The sequence below is a fragment of the Nostoc sp. FACHB-133 genome (assembly GCF_014698055.1).
Lineage (GTDB): Bacteria > Cyanobacteriota > Cyanobacteriia > Cyanobacteriales > Nostocaceae > Nostoc.
In genome coordinates this window covers 1-24,154 of record NZ_JACJSH010000016.1, presented here as the reverse complement: position 1 = coordinate 24,154, position 24,154 = coordinate 1, and the positions used below count along the sequence as shown (strand labels likewise).

Genomic DNA, 24,154 nt, shown 5'->3' with positions numbered 1-24,154 from the left:
TTATTCAGTGCAAATTATTTTATAAATTATTTAAAGTATGATTTTATGCATAAAAATTCTAAGTATTTACAGTTTTAGTACGGAAGCCCAGTAGAATAACTTTTACTAAGGATACTACCCTAATTAAGTACGTGAGTATCAACATAGTAAACAAGTCCCCAACTTTTCAGCAGAAATCTGGGATCTATACTCTTGAGCGTTTTATGTTTAATTAGATAGACCTAGCTTACTTCTTAGGAACCACAAACACTCCATAGTAGACTACCACTATACAAAGCCTCTCTTCTTTAATAAAACTTTATATATACCGATCATGAACTATACTTTCCGAAGGGGCTTGAATATAAAAGCTTTACATAAAGTTACGTGTATTTATCAAGCCTACAAGTAAAGTTTCAGAGTTAGAAAGTAAGTTAGTAATCCCGTAATGATTCGTTTTAGAAAAAATCTTTCATCATGAAAACAAAATTATTGAACACTCTGGCGGCTGCCACAACGTTGGCAGGAATAGTTGCAACATCTAGCGCAGCTAATGCAGCTTCTCTCTCGTACACTAGTTCCATTGATTACGATTTGACAGATATCACTGATGCACCTCTGAGCGTCCAACAATTTGACTCATCTCTAGGCACACTCACAGGTGTGACAATAGGATTTACTGGCGACATCCTGGGAGATGCAGGTTTTGAAAATACGGGTAAAAGCTCGGCCAATATAACAGTAAATCTTGCCAGTCAACTCAGTTTAGAACTAAATAATCAGTCTCTATTTACACTCAATCCACAAAATAGCTTCAGTTACGAAGTTGGTCAATTTGACAACATCATTAATTTTGGTGGTACATCTGGAAAGACTGTTTCTGGACTAACTGCCACACAATCTGGTACTCAATCTTTCACTAATACCCAATTCTTGCAGTCTTTCATTGGTAATAGCAACATAGACTTTTTGTTCTCAGCTTCAGCTAATTCAGTAGTTTCAGGTTCGGGCAACATAGCATCTTATGTTCAAACGCTTGCCAAAGCAAATATCAAAGTAACTTATGACTACGATGATGTTAAATCGATACCTGAACCCTCTGCCACACTTGGAGTTGGTTTAATTGCTGGGCTTTGTCTGTTGTCACAACGCAAAAAAAGCTGGAGCAAAGGGTAAAATTTATAGGCTTTTTTGAATAGGTGGTTTTTCTTATATTATCTATCCATCAGGCTTTCTAATTTAAATGAAAAACCCCGATTTTTTCGAGAATCGGGGTTTTTTGTTGTGATTATTATCGAGAATTTTGAATATAAAAAAACTATAGCAATCTAAAATCATGTGATTCAGCATCCTCATGTTAAAAAAGTTAGGTTGACTAAAGAACCCAATTTTTGCTATTACTGCCCACTGGTCGCTAGAGCCTGTTAACCTCTTACTGGAACTTAAAATCTAGGAAATTATGCAGAAAGCATCTGCCACCCATTTGGCATCTACCGATTATCAGGCTGCTGCAAAAGACATTAAACTACTAGTTTTGGATATAGACGGTACGATCGCAGGACACTCTAACACCATCAGCGCAGGTGTAAAGCAAGCTATTGTGGCAGTCCAAGCACGAGGAATTCCAGTGGCGATCGCTACAGGTAGAATGTACCGTTCAGCCTTGCGTTTTCACCAAGACATCGGCTCTACATTACCATTAATGGCCTATCAAGGAGCCTGGATTCAAGATCCAATTACTCAAAAAATTCATCGCCATTGGCCTGTTTCCAGGGAAATGGCTCATCAACTACTCGACTATTTTGAACAGCCTGAGTTGCGATCGCTCCTATCTGTCCACTTTTACATCAACGATCAGCTATACGTCCGTGAGTTAACCAGAGAAACCCAAATTTATGCAGAACGTTCTGGTATTACTCCGATTCCCGTTGGTGATTTGCGCCAAAGCTTAACGAATGAACCGACAAAAATTCTCGCTTTATCTGATGACACAGATTTAATCGATCAGTTATTGGGGAATTTGCGCCGCCGATACACACCTGCTGAACTTTATCTCACGACATCCGTTGCTACCTTCTTTGAAGCAACTAACGCCTCTGTGAATAAAGGAACTGCTGTGCGTTACCTAGCCGAAGAATTGCTGGGATTACAGATAGCCAATGTTATGGCGATTGGTGATAACTTCAATGATGTAGAAATGCTAGAGTCTGTTGGACTTGGTATAGCTATGGGCAACGCACCCGAAGGAGTCCAAGCGATCGCGCAGTGGGTAGCTCCTAGTGTAGAGGAAGACGGAGCAGCAGTAGCAATTGAAAAGTTTTTGCTGTAATGAGGACACTTTTTCAAGCCTAAACCCTATAAATCAGAAAGGACACCGACGACTGGCCGTGTTTCGTCTCGGTGCCCTAGCTGGTTCGCTCCTCACACACCTGCTAATGTAGCCGAGGTGATGCATTGAGTCAATAGCTATTATAAAAGTTTTTATTTGTGCCTAAGCGACCTTACCGATTTATAACTCCAAGGGTGCAAAAACACCCAAGTTTTCTTCTAGTACGTATCTTAATACTGACTGAGTAGCCATAAGTAATCCGAGTCTGGCTTGTGCTAACTCTGGCAATGTAACTTTCACCTCACCCCAAATCCGGCAATTAGACCAGAAGTGTTCAAAAGCTTGACTCAAATTCAGCGCTAATTTTTCCCATTTCACAGAACCGTTAATATCAGGGGACTCTATGTTGTCTACTACTTGTATTAACTCGGCAATTAAACGACGCTCACCTGGATGATTTAGTCGTAATGTTTCATCACCGTTGAGCCAAGGTAGAGGGTTAGGAGAAATAACATCCCAAAAACCTTGACTAGTATTTGTAACAGGTTGTTTAAGTTTAATCAATCCTTCTCGGTGAGCCAGCAATACCAGCGAACAGCAACGTGCATGGGCGTGCTGAACAGCAAACAAATTGGGCACAAAAGGCAGAGGGGCAAGGGGCAGGGGGCAAGGGGGAGAATTAAAAATAACCTCTTTCCCCCCTGCTCCCTGCTCCCTGCTCCCCTGCCCTCTTCCCACTTCCATCTCCCCCTCTTCCCCCGAACTCCCGACTACGAGACTTTGTAACCAAGTTGCTAAGGTCGAGTGAGTCAATTCAAAATGTATCCAGCCAGGGGGAACAATTTGGATGGTAAAAACGTCACCACAAGTCCTTGATAAATCAGATGCGATCGCACTAGCAAGCTCCATAGCTTTTCGATTCTGAGATTTTGACAGTTGCAGAGACACACTTGAGGTATATAAAACTCTATTTTCATCTCTATCTTTATGTAGATGAATTTTTTTATCTTTTATGCATCCATTTTCTGCGTTATAAGTATCAATGCTTAGTGATTTTATTAAATAACTGTACAATAACTGCTTTATTGACTTATTTTTGCTAGCTGGTAATTTATAATGCACGTAATATTATTTAAACAACCATGTAAGATATATTTGTTAATTTTATGTCATCTATCTTGCGGTATAAATTGAATTTAGATGAAGAAAAATGAGAAGAGGATAAAATTTGATGAATAATCGATGAATAGTAAGTAAACTTTACTACCATCATTGTACAGTAGGAAGTATAACAAAAGAGTAGAGAGTAATTTGCTTTCTATTCTTTGGATTGGCTGGCGCTGTTAGGCGTTAAGCCTGCCTCGTCAACACAAAGACACTCCTTGCACCTTTTGATCACGTCTTTGTCTTCAGCCGAACGCTCTTTGTTACCTATGCAATCTCCATCCTCCTTTTCTGAGGCATCACGGCCTTTCTTAACTTGGCAACGAATTCTTGACTGGGCTCAAGAACACTATCGATGCCGTACCTTTAGCAAAGATGAGCGTATTCCAGCCCGGCCTGGATTGCTATATTTGGTGCAAAGGGGTGCGATCCGCATGGTAGGAACTGCCCAAGTTAGTGCAACAGCTAGTCAGCTAACGTCTCGACGAATCAACAGAACCCCAGAAGAAGCGTTCTTGGGTTTTGTGGGAGCGGGACAGCCATTTGAAATTGTTGCTCAGTCGCCATTTACACTCCAGGCTTACGCCCATGTTGACCAAACTGCGGTGCTGTGGATGTACTGGCATGACCTAGACAACTGGCCTCACTTCCGTCGTGAAGTTATGGATGCCTTTAGGTATCAGCACCAGCGTAAGCTGCTGTGGCTGAGTGCCTTGGGACAACGCCGTACAATTGATCGACTCTTAGGATTTCTCACATTGTTAATTGAGGAATATGGAGAGCCAGCAATGAGCGACACCGATCCTGATGTGATTCGCGGCTATTGTCTGCCTTTCCCCCTCACCCATGCCCAAATTGGTAGCGCGATTGGTTCGACTCGTGTCACCGTCACCCGCTTGATGGGTAAGCTGCGTCAACGCGGCTTAATCCTCACCCAAGGGGATAATTTAATTTGTTTGCCAGCAGAATCGATTAATAGAGCTGGTTAAAGCAGAGTTCAGAGCGGCGATTTCCGCCACTCTGCCTGAGTGTAATCCCAGGTGTCAGCGAATTTTGACAAATCCAGCTTGGGTAATCAATTCCTGTCCCTGCTCAGTCAGCAGTAAGTTGGCGTAAGCGACACCTGCTTGCTGCTCAGTCTGACCATTCTGTTTGACCACCACAAACAGATTGCGGGTAATCGGGTATTTTCCTGATTGAAAAGCCTCAATATTCAATTTGTTCCGTTTACCAGGACATTCAGACGGGAGGACAAATGTTTCTTGGTAAGGAGCAATATATTGCCCTTGTGTTCGCCCCAACGGTAAGGGTTTGATTGAACATTGAGGAATCACCTCTGGGGCAGAAGCGTAGTAAATACCACCAGAACTACCAGCCAATTTTTGCAAGGCTTGGGTGGTTGTGGAGATAAATTCCACATTGGGGCTAAAAGCTTGACCACCCAAGATGTCTTGGACAAAAAGTTCTACAGTACCGCCATCAGCAATGCGGCGAGAATAGGGCTTAATCGGAATATTGGGGCCACCCACCTGGCTCCAATTATTGATTTTGCCTGTGTAAATTGACTTTAATTGGTCTACAGTCAGTCCTGAGATTTTAAGGTTGGGGTTAACTGCGACTGCTAAACCATCAATAGCTACAGGAATTTGTTTCAAACTGAATCCACGCTGCTGGGCGCGGCTTAATTCCTGATCGAGAACTGGTCGGGAAGACTGGGCAAAGGCTAGTTGACCGTCTATCAGTGACTGAATGCCAGTACCAGAACCAGGAGATGCATTGCTGGGTTCTACATAACGCAGCCGAAACTCTGGTCGCGCCGCTTGAATTGGTGAATCAACTACCAAGCGAATCGGTGCCCAAGATGTACTACCTCCATAATTGAATAATCCTGTAGGAACATCTTGGATTGAGGCAAAAGTCTTGCCACTAGGTTGTTCTGATACAGCTTGTGGTGTTTTGGTGCTACCAGAATTAATTGTATTTAGCTCAACACCAGACTTTCTACTAAACCACCAAAAACCACCAGCTATTAACCCGGCTGTGATTAGGATGGATAAAACAAGAATAGTTGTTTCATTTTTTTGAGACATAGTAAATTACCCGCACGTCCATTCAATATAAGTGCTTAACTTAATAGGTGCTTGCTACTAGAGATTGTATTTGGCGGACGGGTATTTTGTTAGTGAATTATGACAAATCCTAACTTCTGAATTACCTACGGTTTTAGATATAGTAAATTTCCTTTGAATTATTTGTTAATTGATATTAGAATTTTTCCCTATAAAGCTCAATTTCTCATCTTGAGAGCTTTTTTAGGTTAACTATTGGTTAATTTTTAATTTTTATTGCTGATTAACGCACTGGCTCAAAGTCATAACCTGTGCGAGAGCGAGAACCAGGAACGATTTTTACAAGTTGGACTGGCGCATTGCGATCGCCTGATGCTAAAAATCGAATTGTACCAGAAGCGCCGGTGGCAGAGAAGTCAGAGGAAAAGAGTGCTTGTTGGACTCCAGAACGTGTGGGATTGCGTTTTAATGCGGCAATCAAAGCCACTGTAGCATCATAGCTGAGAACGCTTCGCCAACTCACATCACCACCCCATAGCTGCCGAGATTTCTGGGGGAAATCTGATTTAGGATCGCCGTCAATATGCCAGGGAACCGCCACTACCATCCCCACAGCTTGTTCTCTACCAATCTCTAAAGTTTTGGCGGTATAAACATCATCTCCTGCCAGCAGAGTTAACTTTTTTTGATTAATCTGAATTACTTGCAGCGCTTTATCGAGAGTTGCTGTATTAGCAGCTAACATCAACACTTCTGCACCTTGCTTAGTTGCTTGTTCTACACTTTTAGCCGCACTAAAATCTGCCTTGGATAAGTCAAATTCGCTGGATACCTGTCCACCTTCTAAAGAAACAGATGAAACAAATTCAGACTTTAAGGACTGGCTATAGTTACTCTGAGAATTAAAGAAAACCACTGCATTTTTTTTCTGCAAAGTTCTCACCATGTAGTTGGCTAAACTTCTCGCAGCCATAAAATCACTGGGAACCGTGCGAAAAACGTAGCGGCTAAAGTTAGAAATTTTGACAGATGTACTGGTAGGGGAAATAGCTACAAGTTGTCCAGAAGTATAAATAGTACCTGCGGCTAAGGTAGAATCGCTAGTAATGGGCCCAACTACACCTAATACTTCTGAATTGCTGACTAGGCTAGAAGCGATTTGCTTTGCTATTTCTGGATTGTCGTCATCATTAGCTATGCCTACCCTCAACTGTACTCCTTTGACTCCCCCAGAGGTATTAATTTCATTTTGGGCTTGAGCGATGCCACGTAAAATTTCTAAAGACGCATTGGGGTTAGTGCCTATTGCTACGGAAGCCACAATGGTGTAACTCTTGGAAGAGCCAATGCGGGCGTTATTAAGAAAGATCAGTGCTTCTGGATCATTACGGTTGAGTTTTAGGGAATCCGTGAAATTAGCGATCGCTTTATCATAACTTTTAGCAGCGATCGCCTGGACTCCTTCTTTTTTTGCAGCAGAAACCGCACCTGGAGTCAAAGTTTTGTCCCCAAAACTAATCCGATCTTGTAGGGATGGATTTTTGCCTGCTTCTGAACCTGGAATGAGGGTATTACCTATTTTGGCTCCAGAGCCATTAGTAAACCACCACACACCACCGCCAACTATTCCAACTGTCAGCAACAGAGCCAAGGTTAAAACTGCGGTTTCATTCTTTTGTGACATGAACAAATTTTAATAAAATAAAAATGTTTATTATTTGGCTAAATCTAGCTCATTTGATCATTTAATTCTGACAAATCCAGCCTTTTCGATCAGGTCTTGACTCTGAGGTGTCAGCAGCCAATTTGCATAAGCAACGCCTGCTTGCTGATCTGCTTGGCCATTCTGTTTAATAATTACAAATAAATTGCGGGTAATTGCATAATCTCCACTACGAAATGCCTGACTATTCAATTGATTACGTTTACTGGGACATTGAGATGGAGGTACAAACGGTTGTTGGTAAGGAGGGACAAATTGACTGCTTGTGCGTCCCAGTGGTATGGATTTAATAATACACTGAGGTACAATCTCTGGGGCAGAAGCATAGTAAATTCCCCCAGGATTTGCAGCTACTTTTCGTACTGCTTCAGTGGTCGTGTCAACGTAATTAACATTGGCACCAAACTTTTCTTTATTTAGAACATTTTCGACAAAGAATTCTACTGTACCCCCAGTTTCTTCATTGCGAGAGTAAACTTTAATGGGTAAATTTGGCCCACCTACCTGTTGCCAATTAGTAATTTTGCCCGTGTAGATGTCTTTGAGTTGAGCCACAGTTAAACCAGGGATGTTGAGATCGTGGTTGACAGCGATCGCAATTCCATCAATCGCTACTGGAATTTCTTTCAAACTAAATCCTTTTTGTTGAGCTTCGGCATTTTCTTCAGCCTTTACTGAACGAGAAGATTGAGAAAAAGCTAGTTGATTGTCTATCAACATCCGAATACCAGTTCCAGATCCTGCATTACCTGATGGAGGTTGAGTGTAACGTAAAATAAATCGAGGGCACTGGCTTTCTAGTACGGAGTCTACATCTTTACGAATGGGTGCCCAAGTTGTGCTACCACCATAGTTGAATGTCCCTTCTAAGAGGTTGGGCACGTTACATTTACTACTGATAAACTGGTTTATCGGATTATCTGTGTTGTTAGTCCCTGAAGATTTAGCAGCAGTTCCATTTAGCTGTGCCCACCGTTCCATAAAAAACCATAAGCCACTAAAGATTAAGCCAATGGTGATAACAGCAGCTAAGAAAAGACTAAGTGTTTCGTTTTTCTGAGACATAGGTGACTATTAGCACCAAAAGCTTTTTAAAGGATGAGAGATAATAATTTATAAATAAGCCGAAATATGGCTGTCAGTGAAATGGCTACCAATGCTGCTGCAACTGATAAAATGACCACTGCCTGAATGCCAAGACCCCCTTGTAAAAAGGGAATGAAAAAAATAATCGCAAAAGTAATTGTTGGAATAATTAATAAATCGAACTTTTCAATCCAGCGTCTGGTTTGGGCAAATACCAGTATTCCCAAAATTACACATACAACGCTTAAAGTAACTATTGGCGATTGTACTAGACTGAAGAGGGCGATCGCTATCAATGCCCCCTCAAATCCACTAAATGCCGCTCCACCCAACAATTCTAGTGTAGAAAACGCTGGTTGAGTTGGTGAAGTCTGGGAGACGACGGGATTAGAACTTTTAGGTGATTGTGGTGGAAGTGTTATAGAAGGCGAATTAAGCTGTGTAGGGGCTAGAGGCTGTGAGTAAAGTGCATCTAGAACTTCCTGCGCCGATTGAAAGCGCTGATTAGCAGCAGGTAACAGCATCTTATCTAAAATGTCAGCAAGGCGAGGATTGACATTTACTTGCTCCCGCCATTTCCACTGGTTGCTATAGGCATCAAATAGTTGAATTGCTTCTTGATTTGTTAATAAGGTAATAATAGTTACAGCTAAAGCGTATAAGTCTGTACATGGGAATACTTGCCCCCCAGACATCTGTTCAGGTGGTGCAAATCCCATAGAATAAATTCCTGTGGAAGAAGCAGCTCCTAGTGCAACATTTGTTACTTGCTTAACTGCGCCAAAATCTAAGAGGAAAAGTTTCCCATCACGACGGCGCATGATGTTAGAAGGTTTAATATCTCTGTGGATAATGCCTCGCTCGTGGACAAACTTTAGAACCTTCAGGATTTCTTGCAGCACCTCTAAGACTTGGTGTTCAGAAAATTTACCCTGTTGAACTAATTCTTCTTCTAAATTTTGCCCATCAATATATTCTTGTACTAAGTAAAAAAATTGGTCTTCCTGTCCTGATTGCGAACTATTAACTATCACTGGGAAGAAGGCAAACAGGTCAGGAATTTGTTCGTGATCGTTACCAAGTTGTGCTAGAACGTCTGCCTCTCTCTCAAACATTATCTGTGCTTGTTGCAGTTGAGTTGAGGTTAAATTACCCACTGGTTGAAACTGCTTAACCACGCATTGACGCATTCCTGGGATGCGGCGATCGCGTGCCAAAAATGCTGCTCCAAATCCACCCCTTCCCAGCAACTTCGTGGGTACATATCGACCATCTAACAGCAGTGGCATACCACACGTAGTACAGTATTTTTGCTGCGTTGTTTTCAGGGTTGTAATATCATCTAAATCAGCAAAATAGTTTTGTGGGCGTGGACAACGTGGACGAGTACAGTAAACTTCCATTTTCGTGATTAGTCATTAGTCATTGGTCATTTACAAAAAACAAAGGACTAATAACCTTAACTAATTTTAGATTTTAGATTTTAGATTTTGGAGTTAAGGAAAAATTTCCCATCCAAAATCTAAAATATTGGCTTTATACCCTTGAATTAATTCGTGGAGATGAATCAAATAATTTCATGATCTCAAGCTCCACTTTTCCTATGGGATCAATCCAAAATCTTAAATTTAAAATCCAAAATTGTGTTACCAGATTTTAGTCTTCGCCAGAGGAGGCGGGTATTGCTATATCCAATGTAGTTACCACGATGTTTTTTTGTGTAAATTTTAACACATCTTGACTCCATCCGGGGTTAGCAAACTGGGGCAAAATTTCTTGACTAAAGGCTTCTGCGGCCTTGGATCTATAGCGATTGGGATTAAAAATCAACCATAGCGTCCGTTTGACGACTACCCCTTCAATAGGGGTACGGTGCAGAACACCCATTTGTAACTCTTTAGCGATCGCACTTGTTGAAACAAAAGCAGCCCCTAAACCAGATTGCACAGCATTCTTAATTGCTTCAATGGAATTTAGTTCCATTTCAACCTTAAAACGTCTGGTATCAATTTCACAACGTCCTAGCACTTGGTCAATCACTTTGCGGATGGTCGATTGGGAATCTAGGGCAATGAATTGTAATTTATATAGGTCTTCTTTTTGGATTGTTTCAAGTTTAGCAAAAGGGTGAAAGACAGGTAAAATCAGCGCTAGTTCATCTTCTGCGTAGGACAGAACTTCCAAAGATTCTGATAGTTCACCAGGAATTTCACCGCCGATTATTGCCAGATCAACTTGTCCATTAGCGACACTCCAAGCAGTCCGCCGGGTAGAGTGGACGTGTAATTGCACTGCCACATCTGGATATTTTTGTCGGAACATTCCGATCATTCTAGGCAAAAGATAAGTGCCGGTGGTTTGAGAAGCACCGACAATTAACGTACCGCCTTGGAGATTTTGTAAATCTTCAATGGCGCGGCAGGTTTCTTGACACAGACTGAGGATTTTTTCACCGTAATTTAGGAGTAGATGTCCTGCTTCAGTTAATTGGGCACGTCGTCCCCCACGGTCGAATAAAGGGACATCTAGCTGCCGTTCGAGATTTTGGACTTGTAAGCTGACGGCAGGCTGGGAGACATAAAGACTATCGGCGGCACGCTTGAAGCTTCCTTCTTGTGCGATCGCTTTTAAAATCCGTAACTGATCTAAAGTGAAAGGAAGGTCAGACATAAGGCTCAACCCACAAACATTGAAAGGAGCGGATGCACACAACAAATAAACTTTGGCAGCAATCAGCCGCGTATGATTTGTTGCATATTAAACTTGAGGACTTGACTCGAAAAGGACAGTAGCACAACATCTTGACTAAAGTCTCCTTTGGAATACTTTGTGGTATTGGTTGTACTGAATTCAATTTTCTTTAAATTACTTCACCCGTCTATATGCTGCTGATTTCTTGGTTGACACCCAGTCATTTTGTCATACTGGGGTTACAAATAGTTTTTGCGATCGCTCACAGTGGAGGCGCTGCTTTGCGTCCTTGGGCAGAAAAATATATTGGCCCAAGGCTTTATCGCATTTTTTTTGCATTAGTCAGCCTACCGTTGGCTGTGATATTAATTATTTACTTTTTTGGGCACCGCTATGATGGTTTGCAACTTTGGCAGGTACAAGGAGTGCCAGGAGTACGAGAATTTGTTTGGCTGCTGTCAGCAATCTCGTTTTTGTTTTTATATCCTGCTACCTTCAATCTACTAGAAATTGCTGCCATTCAAAAGCCCCAAGTTCATCTCTACGAAACAGGAATTATTCGAATTACCCGTCATCCCCAGATGGTGGGACAAATAATCTGGTGTGTTGCCCATACCCTCTGGCTGGGTACTACCTTTACCCTTGTGACTTCCATCGGATTGGTGTTGCATCACTTGTTTGGGGTTTGGCATGGGGATCGCCGTCTAAGCGATCGCTATGGGGAAGCCTTTGAAATTGCCAAACAACGGACTTCAATTATTCCCTTTAAAGCAATTATTGACGGCCGTCAATCTATCTTATGGCAGGAATTTCTCCGCCCTTCCTATTTGGGAGTTGCCATTTTTATCGCTTTGCTTTGGTGGTCGCACCCTCTGTTGATGGAAGCAACTGGTAGAATAAAATGGGACATTTAAGCGATCCCCAATGTCAGCAAAAAATCCCAAATAGATTGGAATTTCCGCTTATCAATTGCTCCGAATCAATGTAGGATAAATTCAAACATCTATCAGTGGGGGTGCGTTTAGTCGGCTTAAGATTTTATATTGGTAGTTGAAGACCCGTTGTCTTTCCTTGGGAGTCAGTAGCAGATTCAGTGAAATCCCAGGCGGACAAAGCAATCAGGAGTCTAACATCCGAAAAAGCCACAGTGAGAATCGCAGTGGCTTTTTACGTCAGAGACACATTAACATGCTGAATTTTTGCCTAATTATTCTGTGTCCTGAGATTTGGTTCCTGAAAGCATCTATCGGCAGTTACTGACTTACCAATCCTTCACTTCAGTACTGATAGGTAGTTTGATATAAAAACCTTATAATCCAAGAGGCGTCATGGTGTTGTCGGTTAGTGAACGGACATTTACTCAAGAAGTTTTAGAATCACCTATTCCTGTTTTAGTTAACTTTGAAGCACCTTGGTGTGGCTTGTGTCGGATTATCCACCCACTGTTGTTGCAATTTCAAGCCCAATGTGGGGACGAAATTAAATTAGTTGGGGTTAACGCCGATCAAAATTTTAAATTGTCTACTACTTATAGGCTAAAGTCACTGCCAACTTTACTACTGATTCAAAATGGCACTGTTCGCCATCGCTTGGAAGGCTTTCGCGGCAGAGAAGATTTACGTCTAGCTTTAGAAGACATTAAAGCCAGCTACAGCAATTACGCGAAAATCTACAAGAGTCCAAAAACAGTGGACTTAGAGTGTCGATCAGCTTGATGAATATTGGGAATAGGGCATGGGGCATGGGGCATGGGGCATTGGACAAATGACTAATGACCAATGACAAATGACTAATGACTAATGACCAAATCTAAAACCATGCTTAATACCCCACCCAATCAGTCTTGGGTGGGTTATTTTATCCTAAAGGGTGTGTGTCACAATTATTAACAGTTTCGACACGCTAAATCAAGAATTCTAAAAGTAGGCGTCAGTGATGGAAGTAATCTATCAGTATGCCTGGCTGATTCCGGTGTTCCCTCTTTTTGGGGCAATGCTGGTCGGTCTAGGGTTAATCTCGTTGAATCAGGTGACAAACCGCCTACGGCAGCTTAACGCTGTGGTGATTATCTCCATGATGGCAGCAGCTATGGGGCTGTCGTTTGCCTTGTTATGGAGTCAAATTCAAGGACACGCGCCTTATCTCCGCACCTTTGAGTGGGCGGCGGCAGGTAATTTTCACCTGAGCATGGGCTACACTATTGACCACCTGACAGCCCTAATGCTGGTGATTGTCACAACGGTAGCCTGTTTAGTCATGGTTTACACCGATGGCTACATGGCTCACGATCCCGGCTACGTGAGGTTTTACGCCTATCTCAGTTTGTTTGGCTCCTCAATGTTAGGTCTGGTGGTCAGCCCCAACCTAGTACAGATTTATATATTCTGGGAACTGGTAGGGATGTGTTCCTACTTGCTGGTCGGCTTTTGGTACGATCGCAAGTCAGCAGCCGATGCCGCTCAAAAAGCGTTTGTGACCAACCGCGTCGGCGACTTTGGTCTATTACTCGGCATTCTAGGGCTATTCTGGGCAACAGGAAGCTTTGATTTTAATGTCATGGGCGATCGCCTCGCCGAACTCGTGCAATCAGGTTCGATCAGCAACTTCCTCGCTGTCCTGTTGGCGATTTTAGTTTTCTTAGGCCCAGTGGCGAAATCAGCCCAATTCCCCCTCCATGTCTGGTTGCCAGATGCAATGGAAGGCCCCACCCCCATTTCTGCCTTGATTCACGCGGCAACAATGGTGGCGGCTGGTGTTTTCCTAATTGCCCGGATGTACCCAGTATTTGAACACGTTCCAGCCGCAATGAACGTCATTGCCTATACTGGGGCGTTTACGGCGTTTTTGGGGGCAACCATTGCCATTACTCAAAACGACATCAAAAAGGGCTTGGCTTATTCCACCATTTCCCAACTTGGTTACATGGTGATGGCAATGGGAATAGGTTCCTACAGTGCTGGATTATTCCACCTAATGACCCACGCCTATTTTAAGGCGATGCTGTTCTTGGGTTCAGGTTCAGTAATTCATGGTATGGAAGGTGTCGTCGGTCACGACCCCGCCTTAGCGCAAGATATGCGGTTGATGGGTGGACTGCGGAAATATATGCCCGTCACCTCAATTACCTTTTTGATTGGTTGCTTGGCAATTTCTGGTATTCCGCCTTTTGCTGGTTTCTGGTCAAAAGATGAAATTTTAGGGAAGGCTTTTGAGGCTAACCCATTTCTCTGGTTGATTGGCTGGCTAACTGCCGGGATTACGGCTTTCTATATGTTTAGAATGTATTTCTCGACATTTGAAGGCGAATTTCGGGGTAATGACGAGAAAATCAAGCAAAAGCTCAAGAAGGCTGCGGCGACAATTGTCCTGGAATTAGAGTCAGGAGAACCAGTCCCGAATTTTGGGCCTGGGGCGATGAAGAAAGGAGAATTGGCGGCAACTAGCGAGCATCATGACTCCCATGACTCCCACGGGCATCACAGCGACTCGCCCCACGAATCCCCGTGGACAATGACGCTACCGTTGGCACTGTTGGCTGTGCCTTCGATTTTGATTGGTTTGGTGGGAACACCCTACGCCAATTATTTTGAAGAGTTTATCTTTCCTCCTAGCGAAACTCTCTCCGAAGTTATAGAAAAGGCTTCCGAGTTCAATGCGACGGAATTCTACATCATGGCGGGTGCCTCAGTCGGAATTTCTTTGATTGCGATTACCCTGGCTTCGCTGATGTATTTGCGCCGTAAAATTGACCCGGCTGCGATCGCTGCTCAAATCAAACCACTTTACGAGTTATCCCTCAACAAGTGGTACTTTGATGACATTTACCATCGGGTTTTTGTCCTCGGCTTGCGTCGCGTAGCTAGACAAGTTATGGAAGTTGACTTCCGCGTTGTTGATGGTGCTGTTAACCTCACAGGCTTTTTTACCCTTGTCAGCGGTGAAGGTCTGAAGTACCTAGAAAACGGTCGCGCTCAATTCTATGCCTTGATTGTGTTTGGGGCAGTTTTGGGCTTAGTGATTGTTTTTGGTGTTACCTGATTTTTATAGGGGTGGGCGACTGTCCGCCCCTAAATTTTTTAAGAGTCTAAATTAAACTCCTTTTTTTGCCTAATAGTTCAGTAATTTAATATACAGTCTCCTAGATTACTCAAAAACCTCCTAGTTCAGAAAAAGGCAGCGAATAGGTAAATGATTAAGAAGAAATACATTTACTGGCAAGATGATGATATGTGGTTAGGTTATATCGAAGAATATCCTGACTATTGGACTCAGGGTGAAACCGAAGAGGAGCTAAGAGAAAATCTACTCGATATTTACAGTGAATTAACAAGTGGAAATATCCAAAATATTCGTAGAGTTGCAGAACTTGAAGTTTCATAAAACGAAGAGATTTAATCAGTAAGCTTGAAGAAATGGGTTGTATCTTCGTTCGTCATGGTGGCAAACATGATTGGTATCAGAATCCAATAACAAAAATTTCTCAAGCTGTTCCCAGACATAGAGAAATCAAAGAGCAACTTGCAAAACATATTATTAAGATACTTAGTGATGAAGCTGGCTAATGCTTAGAATAAGAGGTAATTTTACTAGAGAGTTTAGATACTGACTATGACCCTTGAACAGCTTGAAGCCGAAGTTCTTGCACTTCCAAAAGATTCTCAAGTGATTTTATTAGCAAGATTACTAGAAAGATTGGGTCAAGAAAGTGGAATAGATAAAGAAATTGCGGCTAGTTGGGCTGAAGAAGCCCAGAAGCGTGATGAAGATATGAACACCAATCAAATTACTGGTATTCCGGCTGAAGAAGTGTTTCAACGAGTTCGTGCATCTTTACAATGACTGCTCATTGCCACGCAAAAATTTAGGAGTGGCTGCTACTTACTCCCTTCCTTCATTCATGTGATTTGTTTTCCTTCTAACCTCATTTTATCTAGACTTTTTATCACTTTTTTCAAAAACTTTCTCTGTAAAATATTACTTAAAAATTATCTAGAGATTAGTTTTTGATCCTGAAAATCACCTACATGACCTCGCTGTATAAGAAACCTATGCAATTGACTACAAATAAATCGAATAGTCTGTAAATTATCTTCAGTTAAATATTTGCCATGCATTACGCGATTACGTAAGTCGCGAGTTTCCCTAATTTTACCTATAAAGTTTACCTGGTCATAATTATCAAAAATATCTTGGAATGGTTTATTTGCTATATGTTTTGCATCTTCATCATCTATGATTTTTTGTAAGTCTTTAAAATCTAAATAAAAAATTGGATGTAATTCAAAATTATCATGTAACGAATTTGTAGTTTCATTTATTTTGTAATTATTAGCTTTTCTTACCAAGTTAATATCAATACCACCGTTATTCCACCAATGAGTACCATACTGAGAAATCATTACTTTAATAATTAATTCCCTAATAACATTTTCTAAGTCAAAGAAGAATGGAAAACTAGCTAAATTACGAGAACGACCGCATGAGCTATATACAAGCGTTAACTTACCAAAATAATTTTCTGCTTCTTCTTCAATTAAATCCTTCAGTTTATCAATATCAATATTTTGCAGAGATTCAATATCAAAATTTAATAATTTTGGTTGGGGGGAACATTCCCAATTAATATTAATAGTTAATTCATAATCAATTGCTAAATAAGCTTCAGCTATACGATAATTGTTAGATGGATTAATCCGAAACTTTCTATCGTATGTAGCCCCTAAAGCATCAAAATACTTTTTTATGCCCCAAATCATCGCGGAAAGTTTTACTCAAAAAATCCTTAAACACCCCACCTTTGACATCTGCTGAAGATTTTCGCAAACTCCAAGGCTGTAAACGCTTGACGATTTCCATTGTCGTGTGAGGCTTGAATTGCAGCACATCAGCCTCATTAAAAGCCAAACGCACACCCAAATCATCACCAAATTTTTTCGCTAGTGTTTCTCGTTCCCACTGCTTCGCTTTTTCAAAAGTGTCTCTGACTTGAACTAATAAACGTTCTGGGTCAGTTTCATTACTAACACTAAATACATAAGCCCGTGATTCTCCTGTTTGCTTTACCAAGTCAATTGTTGCCTCTTCGTCATACCACTTAGCAAACAAGAATTTAACCATTGCATCAACGGCTTCTTGTGGCTGCAAACCCTCGTTATCTCTCAGAATAGAGTGACAACCAGAACGCGTATCTCCCAAAACCTCCCGAAACCTATCACGGGTTAGGGGCGTGAGTCTGGTTTGAATCCCATCTGGTTCACTGGGATTAAGGATTACACTATAAGGACTGTGCTGTGCAGCTTCACGGGCGCTTTCGTATTTAGGTAAATCACCAATTATTTCTAACTTTCTTGGATAGTCAAGGTCACGACGATAAATTACTGTATGTTTACCACTGGTTAAAATGGCATAACGGGCAGATAGTGAAGCACTCATGTAAGCATTGAGTCGGTTAAGATGATCGACCCAACCTTCCCCCTCAGTCCCGCCAAATTTTTTACTTGCTTCCATAGCCTCCACCATAATGAAGGCTAGATCAAAATTACCTACAGAATCAGCATAACAGTAATCGTAAACTACAATGTCTACACGTCGTTGATAGCGTCGCCCACTTTGATAAGTTCCCTCGGCAAAATCTGAATTTAGTTCTAGTTCCATTGCCTCTAGTGGAACACCGTACTCTTCTACTAAAATCTGAAGCGCCCACATCGTCACAGGGTCTTCTGCTGGACGCACATAAGAACCATCAGCTTTAAATAACTTCTATAGATTTATATGCTGGCGATACTTCTGTGGTATGTTAGCCGGATTTTGGTAAGGATTAGTGAAATCAGAGAAAGGCATGAAGTTATTGCTATGGGAGACAGACTACATAGTAGATAAATGATATGTTATTCTGGGCAATCTCTTAAGAGAAAAATTAATATAAGCCTAAGAGTCAGCGAAATAAGCCCAAGATTCAGCGAAATAATAATTTTATCACTAATTATAATTTAAAAATAATTCATGTATGTATTGTGAAAATCTAGTTTTCTCCCGTCATGCTATCCAACAAATGTTTTATCGTCGCATCAGTCAAAAAGAAGTAAAAACTGCTATTTCTTATGGAGAAGTGATAGAAGAAAATCCTGATGATACACCCTATCCCAGTTATCTAATATTGTATTTTATAGAAGGTAAACCGATTCATGTTGTATTTTCCTACGATGAAGCTACAGATACAGGATATGTAGTAACAGCTTATATTCCTGATACTAATATTTGGTTAGATGGTTTTACAACTAGGAGATAAAGATGATGAGATGCGTAATTTGTAAGCATGGAGAAACTAAACCTGGCTTAGTAACTGTGACATTAGAAAGAGATGAATGTATTATTGTCTTGAAAAAAGTTCCAGCAGAGATTTGTGATAACTGTGGTGAATATTATTTGAGTGATGCAGTTACAGAACAGGTTTTAGAAAAAGCAGAGTCAGCTATTAATAATGGAGCAGAATTGGAGATTATTAGATATGCAGCTTAGTGTTATTATTTACTTCTCTGTTACCATGCATGAAGCTGATGATATAGATATTGTTTAGTCAGAGTTTTGAGACGGCGCTTATAGGGAGGTGTAAAGCGAACTTCTGCCATAAATCTAGGCTTCGATATCGTCCCAAAGGTCTGAAACTGGAAAAGTTTGTCCTACTGCTGCTTGTCGCACAGACTCTTGCAGATCGGCTAATATTTGTGCTTTTGGCTCTTGTTCATCAATCCAAGCTAAACCACTGACGTTATCAGAATTTATGGAACTTATAAGTTGTTGCCAAAGTTCTACAGGGACGAGTACATCTGTTGTTTCTCCATTTACGTTGGTCACATAGCGAATCTGACTTTCAATTTGTGCGATTATCATTATGTTTAGTTCTCCTGTGATGCTTTTTTATATCGAATCAACACTAAACAGCATCTTGTATTTTTAGAGATGTGGTAGGCTACACGTAGACGCAGAGCGGCTTGTCGTAGACATCGCACCGCTAAAATTCTAGTTTACCAACTTTTTTAGGGTACATTTTTGACTTGACTGGGAGTATCACAATCTACATTCCGCACGCCCAAAGGTCAAAAGAGACTCCCAACAGAAGAAACGGGGGATTGCCAATTTAATTAAATCAACCTAACGAGGAAGACGAAATCCCCAAAAAGCTGTTACTTAATAACTAGTGACTTTTTGCCAAACATGATTTTGATAGCAGACGAATTGTGATGAATATAGCTAATTTTCCGTGGCTGACGACGATTATTCTGTTTCCGATAGCCGCGTCGCTACTTCTTCCCGTCATTCCTGATAAAGAAGGCAAAACAGTGCGCTGGTACTCCCTTATTGTGGGGCTGATAGATTTTGCACTAATTGTTTATGCTTTTTATACTGGGTATGATTTCTCCAATCCAGATTTGCAGTTGGTGGAAAGTTACCCCTGGGTACCACAAATGGGTTTGAATTGGTCAGTAGGGGCAGATGGCTTATCCATGCCCCTAATTATTTTGACTGGATTCATTACCACGCTGGCGATTTTAGCAGCTTGGCCTGTCACCTTCAAGCCCAAGCTATTTTACTTCTTGATTTTGGCGATGTATGGCGGTCAGATTGCCGTGTTCGCCGTCCAGGATATGCTGTTATTTTTCCTGGTGTGGGAACTGGAACTAGTACCGATATACTTCCTGCTGTCGATTTGGGGAGGTAAAAGGCGGCAATATGCAGCGACCAAATTCATTTTATACACTGCTGGCGGTTCGCTGTTTATTTTGCTGTCTGCCCTGACAATGGGATTTTACGGCGATACGGTGACGTTCGACATGAGAGCGATCGCCTTAAAAGATTTCGCCCTGAATTTCCAACTAGCCCTCTATGCTGGCTTCCTAATTGCCTACGCCGTCAAGTTGCCGATTATTCCTTTGCACACCTGGCTACCTGATGCCCACGGTGAAGCTACAGCCCCTGTACACATGCTATTAGCAGGTATTCTCCTGAAAATGGGCGGTTACGCCTTAGTTCGGATGAATGCTCAAATGCTCCCCGATGCCCACGCTTATTTTGCACCAGTGTTGGTGGTTTTGGGGGTAGTTAATATCATCTACGCTGCCTTGACATCCTTTGCCCAGCGCAACCTGAAGCGAAAAATTGCCTACTCCTCAATTTCTCATATGGGCTTTGTGATGATTGGTATTGCCTCCTTCACCGATTTGGGATTGAGTGGAGCGGTGTTACAAATGGTTTCCCACGGGTTAATTGGGGCGAGTTTGTTCTTCCTGGTTGGCGCAACTTACGATCGCACCCACACCCTGATGTTGGATGAAATGGGCGGTGTCGCTAAGAGAATGCCGAAAATTTTCGCTATGTTCACTACCTGTTCGATGGCTTCTTTGGCATTGCCAGGGATGAGCGGTTTCGTAGCAGAATTAATGGTATTTGTGGGCTTTGCTACTAGCGATGCTTATAGCTCTACCTTCAAAGTTATTGTGGTGTTTTTGATGGCAGTTGGAGTGATTTTAACTCCGATTTATCTGCTGTCGATGTTGCGAGAAATTTTCTACGGTAAAGAGAACGAGGAATTAGTTTCTCACCAAGCTTTAATAGATGCTGAACCCCGTGAAGTATTTATCATTGCCTGTTTGTTAATTCCAATTATTGGTATTGGTTTCTATCCAAAATTGCTGACTCAGATGTATGACGCGACAACGGTACAATTGACAGCAAGATTGCGTGATTCCGTGCCGACATTAGCACAGCAAAAAGAAGAAACACTAAAGGTTTCTTTGAGTGCGCCGGAAATTGGTAATTAGTTGCGATCGCTAGTTTAGTTTTAATATTGATTGCTTTGAGGGCAGGTTTTATACTTGCCCTTTTTGTTACTCATTCGTAACTTTTTATGGGCAAGGTAAAAACTAAATCATTGAACTGATTTAAAAAATCCTGTATAGGGTTAAGTGAATTTTTATAAAAATAGATTTTAAGCTGATTGATTTGTTTGCAACCACTTAAGCAAATCTTCCATACCAGTAAAATCTAACAAAGCTTCGCCAAGGGTTTCTAATTGATTTAAAGAAAGAGATTGGATGCGCTCTTGCAATTCTGGTGATAATTCTCCCACTCGTCTTTGTAGTAACCTTAAAATAAGCTGTTGTTCACCTTCTTTTTTACCTTCTTGTTTGCCTTCTTGTTTGCCTTCTTGTTTTCCGCGCTCGTAGCCAATGCGCTCACCTGTAGTTACATATCTCATAGTTCGCTCCTGCTCAAATTGTTTAAACTCTTCCCAAAACTGATTTTCTAATGCCTTTGGTAATATCATAACCCAATCGATAAATCTATACAGGTTGCGAATATCCTGCTCTTCTAAACCTAAATCATAGAGCCTACGAATCAAGCTAAATTTCCATATTTTGCGTTGTTCTGGTGATGAGCGTGTCTGTTGTGTTTTCAAATGCGCCATGACAACGGTTGCAAATGGATTATCGCTATTTTCTAACTCGTCAAATCGATTTTCGTAATCCAAAAGTTTAATACTGCCAAACTCAAAATTTAAGCGAGTATTGGGATAATTGTAACTATAATTGCTTGGCCTCCATTCGCGGTTTGGATCGCAGAGAATTGCAAGGCTAATTGCTGGTCGATCAAAGCGGTCAAATATACGAAAGTTGTAGGTAAACATCCGCTTGGCAAAGTTATCTTCTTTTTGTGCTTGAATTTCAACATGGATTAATAACTAAAGTTCTTCCCCTTGGATTTGCCAAACTTTGACTAATTGATCGGCATATCTCTTACCCTGTTCGGCTTCACGAGCTATTTGTTGGAATTCTTTATCTAGAAATTCGTAGGGACGTTCCCAATCAATTAATGCAGAAGTTTCTGGAAAAAAGAAATGCATTGCTTGGGGAAAATAAGCTTCTATAATTTCTTTCCAAGGGCTATCAAAATCAGCGCGGTTGCTATAATTATTCATATCATTTTCCATTGGTCCAGAGTAACATCAAACTCTGGATAGACTAGCGGTACTTGTAGTAGCTAGTGTACTACTTTGAGAAATCGGAATCTCAACCCAAAATTCTGCTCCCCGTCCTGGTTCCGAAATACACCAGATAGCTCCATTGTGTTTTTCTGTGACAATCTGAGCGCTAATTGCCAATCCTAATCCTGTGCCTTTACCTGCGGGTTTTGTGGTAAAGAAAGGGTCAAATAATCGTTGCTTAACTGCTGGGGTTATGCCAGCACCATTATCTGCAATTTGTATAGTTATACGATCTGGGTTGCGTAACTGAGTACGAATTACAATTTGGCTGGGGTTAGGTTCTATGTCTTCAAGAGTTCGCTGACTGTTATAACTATCTAGGGCATCAATGGCATTACTGATGAGATTCATAAATACCTGATTGAGTTGTCCAGCATAGCAATCTACTAAAGGGATATCACCGTATTCTTTGACTATTTCAATTCCGGTATTTCCAGACGTTTGTTTGAGGCGATTTTGTAAAATCAGTAGTGTGCTATCAATACCTTCGTGAATGTTGACAGGCTTCATATCCGCTTCGTCAAGTCGAGAAAAATTCCGCAAGGATAGAACTATTTCACGAATGCGATTAGCTCCCATTTTCATTGAAGTTAGGAGTTTAGGTAGATCCTCAGCCATAAAGTCAAGGTCGATCGCTTCTATATAAGCTTGTACTTCATGTGTTGGATTAGCATAGGACTTTTGATAGAGTTCTACCAGTTCCAACAAGCCCAGCGTATATTCATTTACATGGGTCAGATTACCGTAGATAAAGTTAACTGGGTTATTGATTTCGTGAGCTACCCCAGCTACTAATTGACCTAAACTCGACATTTTTTCAGTTTGAATTAGTTGAGCTTGGGTCTGTTTGAGATTGTGCAGTACGTGGTTGAGTTGTTCTGCTTGAGTAGTTGCAGCAGCAGTCGCAGCGCGGCTTTGATTATACAATTGCGCCTGGTCAATGGCGATCGCTAACTGGTCAGCTACGCCTCTAATCAGTTCCACCTCTTCATCACTCCAAGAACGCAGCGCCCTAGTATGTTCGCAGACAATCACACCCAAGCGACCTGACTGAGTTTGAACCGAAACTGTTAGGAGAGACTTAAAACCCAATGTCACTAGTAAATTCCGACTCTTGAAATCAAGCCATGGATCTGTTGCAATGTCATCAAAGCAAAGCAAATTCCCTTGCACAATAGCCTCACTCAGTGCTTCCACATTCTGGATAGGAGAACAACCTAAAGGTTCTGGCAAGTCGGGAGCGCAAGCTTGTTGACTGAGTTCAAAACTAGTAGATTCATCTTCTTGATGACACCAAAAAAACTGGCATCGATCAATCTGTAGCAGTTCCCGAACTTCAACTACTACTGTACTCAAAATCGTATTTAGATCCAGCGAGTTGCGAATTTGACTAGATAAACGAGTTTTAAGAATTTTTTCCCGTTCAACTAGCTTTCGTAACTCAGTTTCAGACTGCTTTAACTCTAGCTGGGCCATCTGACGATTGACACTAGCTTTTGCTAGTAGCCAAGAACCAATGCCAATGAGTCCTATTAACCCAGCATATAGAAGTAGCAATTGGCTCAAAAATCGGTTTGATTTGGCCATCAACATCTCTGGCGATACCCATGAGACAATCTTCCAATAATAGGATTTGGTATCAATTTGATTTTGGCTTGGTGCAAAAGCCTGTCCTGCCCCTGTACTAGATTTTTGTCCTTCAAGAAGTGGATAAACTGTAGTAAAAGTGAACATTCCCTCAGCAGTTTGGAATTGTCCCGATTCTTTTTGAGAAATTTGCTGCCATGCTTGAGGAAAAGTTTTGCCAAAAGTGTGGTTTTTGCGATTAGGAAACATAAATCCCCATTCATCCTCAGATTTAGCCCCTTTTAACCAATAACCATCAGCATTCAGCAGCATTCCCTGACTAGGTACGTTAGCGAAAGCTTGATTAAAATTATCCAGCAGTTTAGCACCGAAATAATTTAACACTAAGTAAGCCGTGGGAAAAATTTATAAGTATGTAACAAAAAATTAAGCAGAAGAATTGGAGTTAAATCTTATACGCTGTGTACTATATTTTCCCTTCTCTG

At 41.4% G+C, this 24,154-nt stretch carries 22 protein-coding genes and 1 pseudogene; 12 read left to right on the top strand and 11 right to left on the bottom strand.

The annotated features are described in order from the left end of the window. Positions 1-456 precede the first annotated feature (456 nt). Entirely contained in the window at positions 457-1,155 is a 699-nt protein-coding gene (locus tag H6G86_RS14760) for a choice-of-anchor E domain-containing protein (protein ID WP_190934959.1), read from the top strand. Positions 1,156-1,438: 283 nt separating this feature from the next. After that, positions 1,439-2,308, top strand: coding sequence for a Cof-type HAD-IIB family hydrolase (locus H6G86_RS14755; RefSeq protein WP_190934958.1), 870 nt, complete (start codon positions 1,439-1,441; stop codon positions 2,306-2,308). Between the two features lie 180 nt (positions 2,309-2,488). Here the strand turns inward: H6G86_RS14755 and H6G86_RS14750 are convergent, their stop codons facing one another. Next, a complete protein-coding gene (locus tag H6G86_RS14750; protein WP_313931016.1) occupies positions 2,489-3,217 on the bottom strand; it encodes a DALR anticodon-binding domain-containing protein in 729 nt (242 codons plus the stop codon). A 524-nt stretch (positions 3,218-3,741) separates the two neighbouring features. On the opposite strand from H6G86_RS14750, the gene H6G86_RS14745 reads away from it, so the two are divergent. Next, the gene (locus H6G86_RS14745) at positions 3,742-4,461 is read left to right on the top strand and encodes a Crp/Fnr family transcriptional regulator (protein ID WP_012412419.1); all 720 of its coding nucleotides are present in this window, start codon (positions 3,742-3,744) and stop codon (positions 4,459-4,461) included. Positions 4,462-4,515: 54 nt separating this feature from the next. On the opposite strand, the gene H6G86_RS14740 is transcribed toward H6G86_RS14745, so the two are convergent. The 5 genes from H6G86_RS14740 to H6G86_RS14720 all read right to left on the bottom strand — a co-directional run bounded on the left by H6G86_RS14740 (position 4,516) and on the right by H6G86_RS14720 (position 11,020). After that, positions 4,516-5,562: a PstS family phosphate ABC transporter substrate-binding protein gene (locus tag H6G86_RS14740; protein ID WP_190934956.1), complete on the bottom strand. Its 1,047-nt coding sequence runs from the start codon at positions 5,560-5,562 to the stop codon at positions 4,516-4,518. Positions 5,563-5,824: 262 nt separating this feature from the next. Continuing rightward, positions 5,825-7,225 (bottom strand): ABC transporter substrate-binding protein, encoded by a 1,401-nt coding sequence (locus tag H6G86_RS14735; RefSeq protein ID WP_190934955.1) that lies wholly within the window; start codon positions 7,223-7,225, stop codon positions 5,825-5,827. A gap of 57 nt (positions 7,226-7,282) precedes the next feature. Continuing rightward, positions 7,283-8,329: a PstS family phosphate ABC transporter substrate-binding protein gene (locus H6G86_RS14730; protein WP_190934954.1), complete on the bottom strand. Its 1,047-nt coding sequence runs from the start codon at positions 8,327-8,329 to the stop codon at positions 7,283-7,285. A gap of 26 nt (positions 8,330-8,355) precedes the next feature. Then, positions 8,356-9,753 carry a serine/threonine-protein kinase gene (locus H6G86_RS14725; RefSeq protein WP_190934953.1) on the bottom strand — a complete coding sequence of 466 codons (1,398 nt, stop codon included), beginning with the start codon at positions 9,751-9,753 and terminating at the stop codon, positions 8,356-8,358. A 253-nt stretch (positions 9,754-10,006) separates the two neighbouring features. Next, on the bottom strand, positions 10,007-11,020 hold the full coding sequence (locus H6G86_RS14720) for a LysR family transcriptional regulator (RefSeq protein WP_114084359.1): 1,014 nt from the start codon (positions 11,018-11,020) through the stop codon (positions 10,007-10,009). Between the two features lie 212 nt (positions 11,021-11,232). Here H6G86_RS14720 and H6G86_RS14715 point away from each other — a divergent pair, with 212 nt between their 5' ends. From H6G86_RS14715 to H6G86_RS14690, 6 genes are all read left to right on the top strand, one after another. Next, positions 11,233-11,955 (top strand): NnrU family protein, encoded by a 723-nt coding sequence (locus H6G86_RS14715; RefSeq protein WP_190934952.1) that lies wholly within the window; start codon positions 11,233-11,235, stop codon positions 11,953-11,955. Positions 11,956-12,369: 414 nt separating this feature from the next. Next, positions 12,370-12,756 (top strand): thioredoxin family protein, encoded by a 387-nt coding sequence (locus H6G86_RS14710; protein ID WP_163927474.1) that lies wholly within the window; start codon positions 12,370-12,372, stop codon positions 12,754-12,756. A 220-nt stretch (positions 12,757-12,976) separates the two neighbouring features. Continuing rightward, positions 12,977-15,079: an NAD(P)H-quinone oxidoreductase subunit 5 gene (locus H6G86_RS14705; protein WP_190934951.1), complete on the top strand. Its 2,103-nt coding sequence runs from the start codon at positions 12,977-12,979 to the stop codon at positions 15,077-15,079. Between the two features lie 150 nt (positions 15,080-15,229). Then, entirely contained in the window at positions 15,230-15,421 is a 192-nt protein-coding gene (locus H6G86_RS14700; protein WP_190934950.1) for a type II toxin-antitoxin system HicB family antitoxin, read from the top strand. Continuing rightward, on the top strand, positions 15,418-15,603 hold the full coding sequence (locus H6G86_RS14695; RefSeq protein WP_190935049.1) for a type II toxin-antitoxin system HicA family toxin: 186 nt from the start codon (positions 15,418-15,420) through the stop codon (positions 15,601-15,603). The genes H6G86_RS14700 and H6G86_RS14695 overlap by 4 nt, the downstream gene beginning before the upstream one ends. A gap of 46 nt (positions 15,604-15,649) precedes the next feature. Then, entirely contained in the window at positions 15,650-15,880 is a 231-nt protein-coding gene (locus H6G86_RS14690) for an addiction module protein (RefSeq protein ID WP_190934949.1), read from the top strand. Positions 15,881-16,026: 146 nt separating this feature from the next. Here H6G86_RS14690 and H6G86_RS14685 read toward each other — a convergent pair whose 3' ends face one another. Then, positions 16,027-16,797 carry a hypothetical protein gene (locus H6G86_RS14685; protein WP_190934948.1) on the bottom strand — a complete coding sequence of 257 codons (771 nt, stop codon included), beginning with the start codon at positions 16,795-16,797 and terminating at the stop codon, positions 16,027-16,029. Further along, positions 16,769-17,773 (bottom strand): type I restriction enzyme HsdR N-terminal domain-containing protein, encoded by a 1,005-nt coding sequence (locus H6G86_RS14680; protein ID WP_190934947.1) that lies wholly within the window; start codon positions 17,771-17,773, stop codon positions 16,769-16,771. The genes H6G86_RS14685 and H6G86_RS14680 overlap by 29 nt, the downstream gene beginning before the upstream one ends. A 274-nt stretch (positions 17,774-18,047) precedes the next feature. Here H6G86_RS14680 and H6G86_RS14675 point away from each other — a divergent pair, with 274 nt between their 5' ends. Further along, positions 18,048-18,329: a DUF4258 domain-containing protein gene (locus H6G86_RS14675; protein ID WP_190934946.1), complete on the top strand. Its 282-nt coding sequence runs from the start codon at positions 18,048-18,050 to the stop codon at positions 18,327-18,329. Positions 18,330-18,331: 2 nt separating this feature from the next. Continuing rightward, a complete protein-coding gene (locus H6G86_RS14670) occupies positions 18,332-18,559 on the top strand; it encodes a type II toxin-antitoxin system MqsA family antitoxin (protein ID WP_242064821.1) in 228 nt (75 codons plus the stop codon). 114 nt (positions 18,560-18,673) lie between these two features. Here H6G86_RS14670 and H6G86_RS14665 read toward each other — a convergent pair whose 3' ends face one another. After that, entirely contained in the window at positions 18,674-18,931 is a 258-nt protein-coding gene (locus H6G86_RS14665) for a hypothetical protein (protein WP_190934945.1), read from the bottom strand. A gap of 350 nt (positions 18,932-19,281) precedes the next feature. Between H6G86_RS14665 and H6G86_RS14660 the strand changes: the two genes are divergently transcribed. Continuing rightward, entirely contained in the window at positions 19,282-20,859 is a 1,578-nt protein-coding gene (locus H6G86_RS14660) for an NAD(P)H-quinone oxidoreductase subunit 4 (RefSeq protein ID WP_190934944.1), read from the top strand. Between the two features lie 167 nt (positions 20,860-21,026). On the opposite strand, the pseudogene H6G86_RS14655 reads toward H6G86_RS14660, so the two are convergent. Next, positions 21,027-22,016 (bottom strand): annotated as a pseudogene (locus H6G86_RS14655) (Rpn family recombination-promoting nuclease/putative transposase). 27 nt (positions 22,017-22,043) lie between these two features. Continuing rightward, positions 22,044-24,053, bottom strand: a complete 2,010-nt coding sequence (locus H6G86_RS14650) for a GAF domain-containing sensor histidine kinase (protein ID WP_190934943.1) — start codon at positions 24,051-24,053, stop codon at positions 22,044-22,046. Positions 24,054-24,154 lie beyond the last annotated feature (101 nt).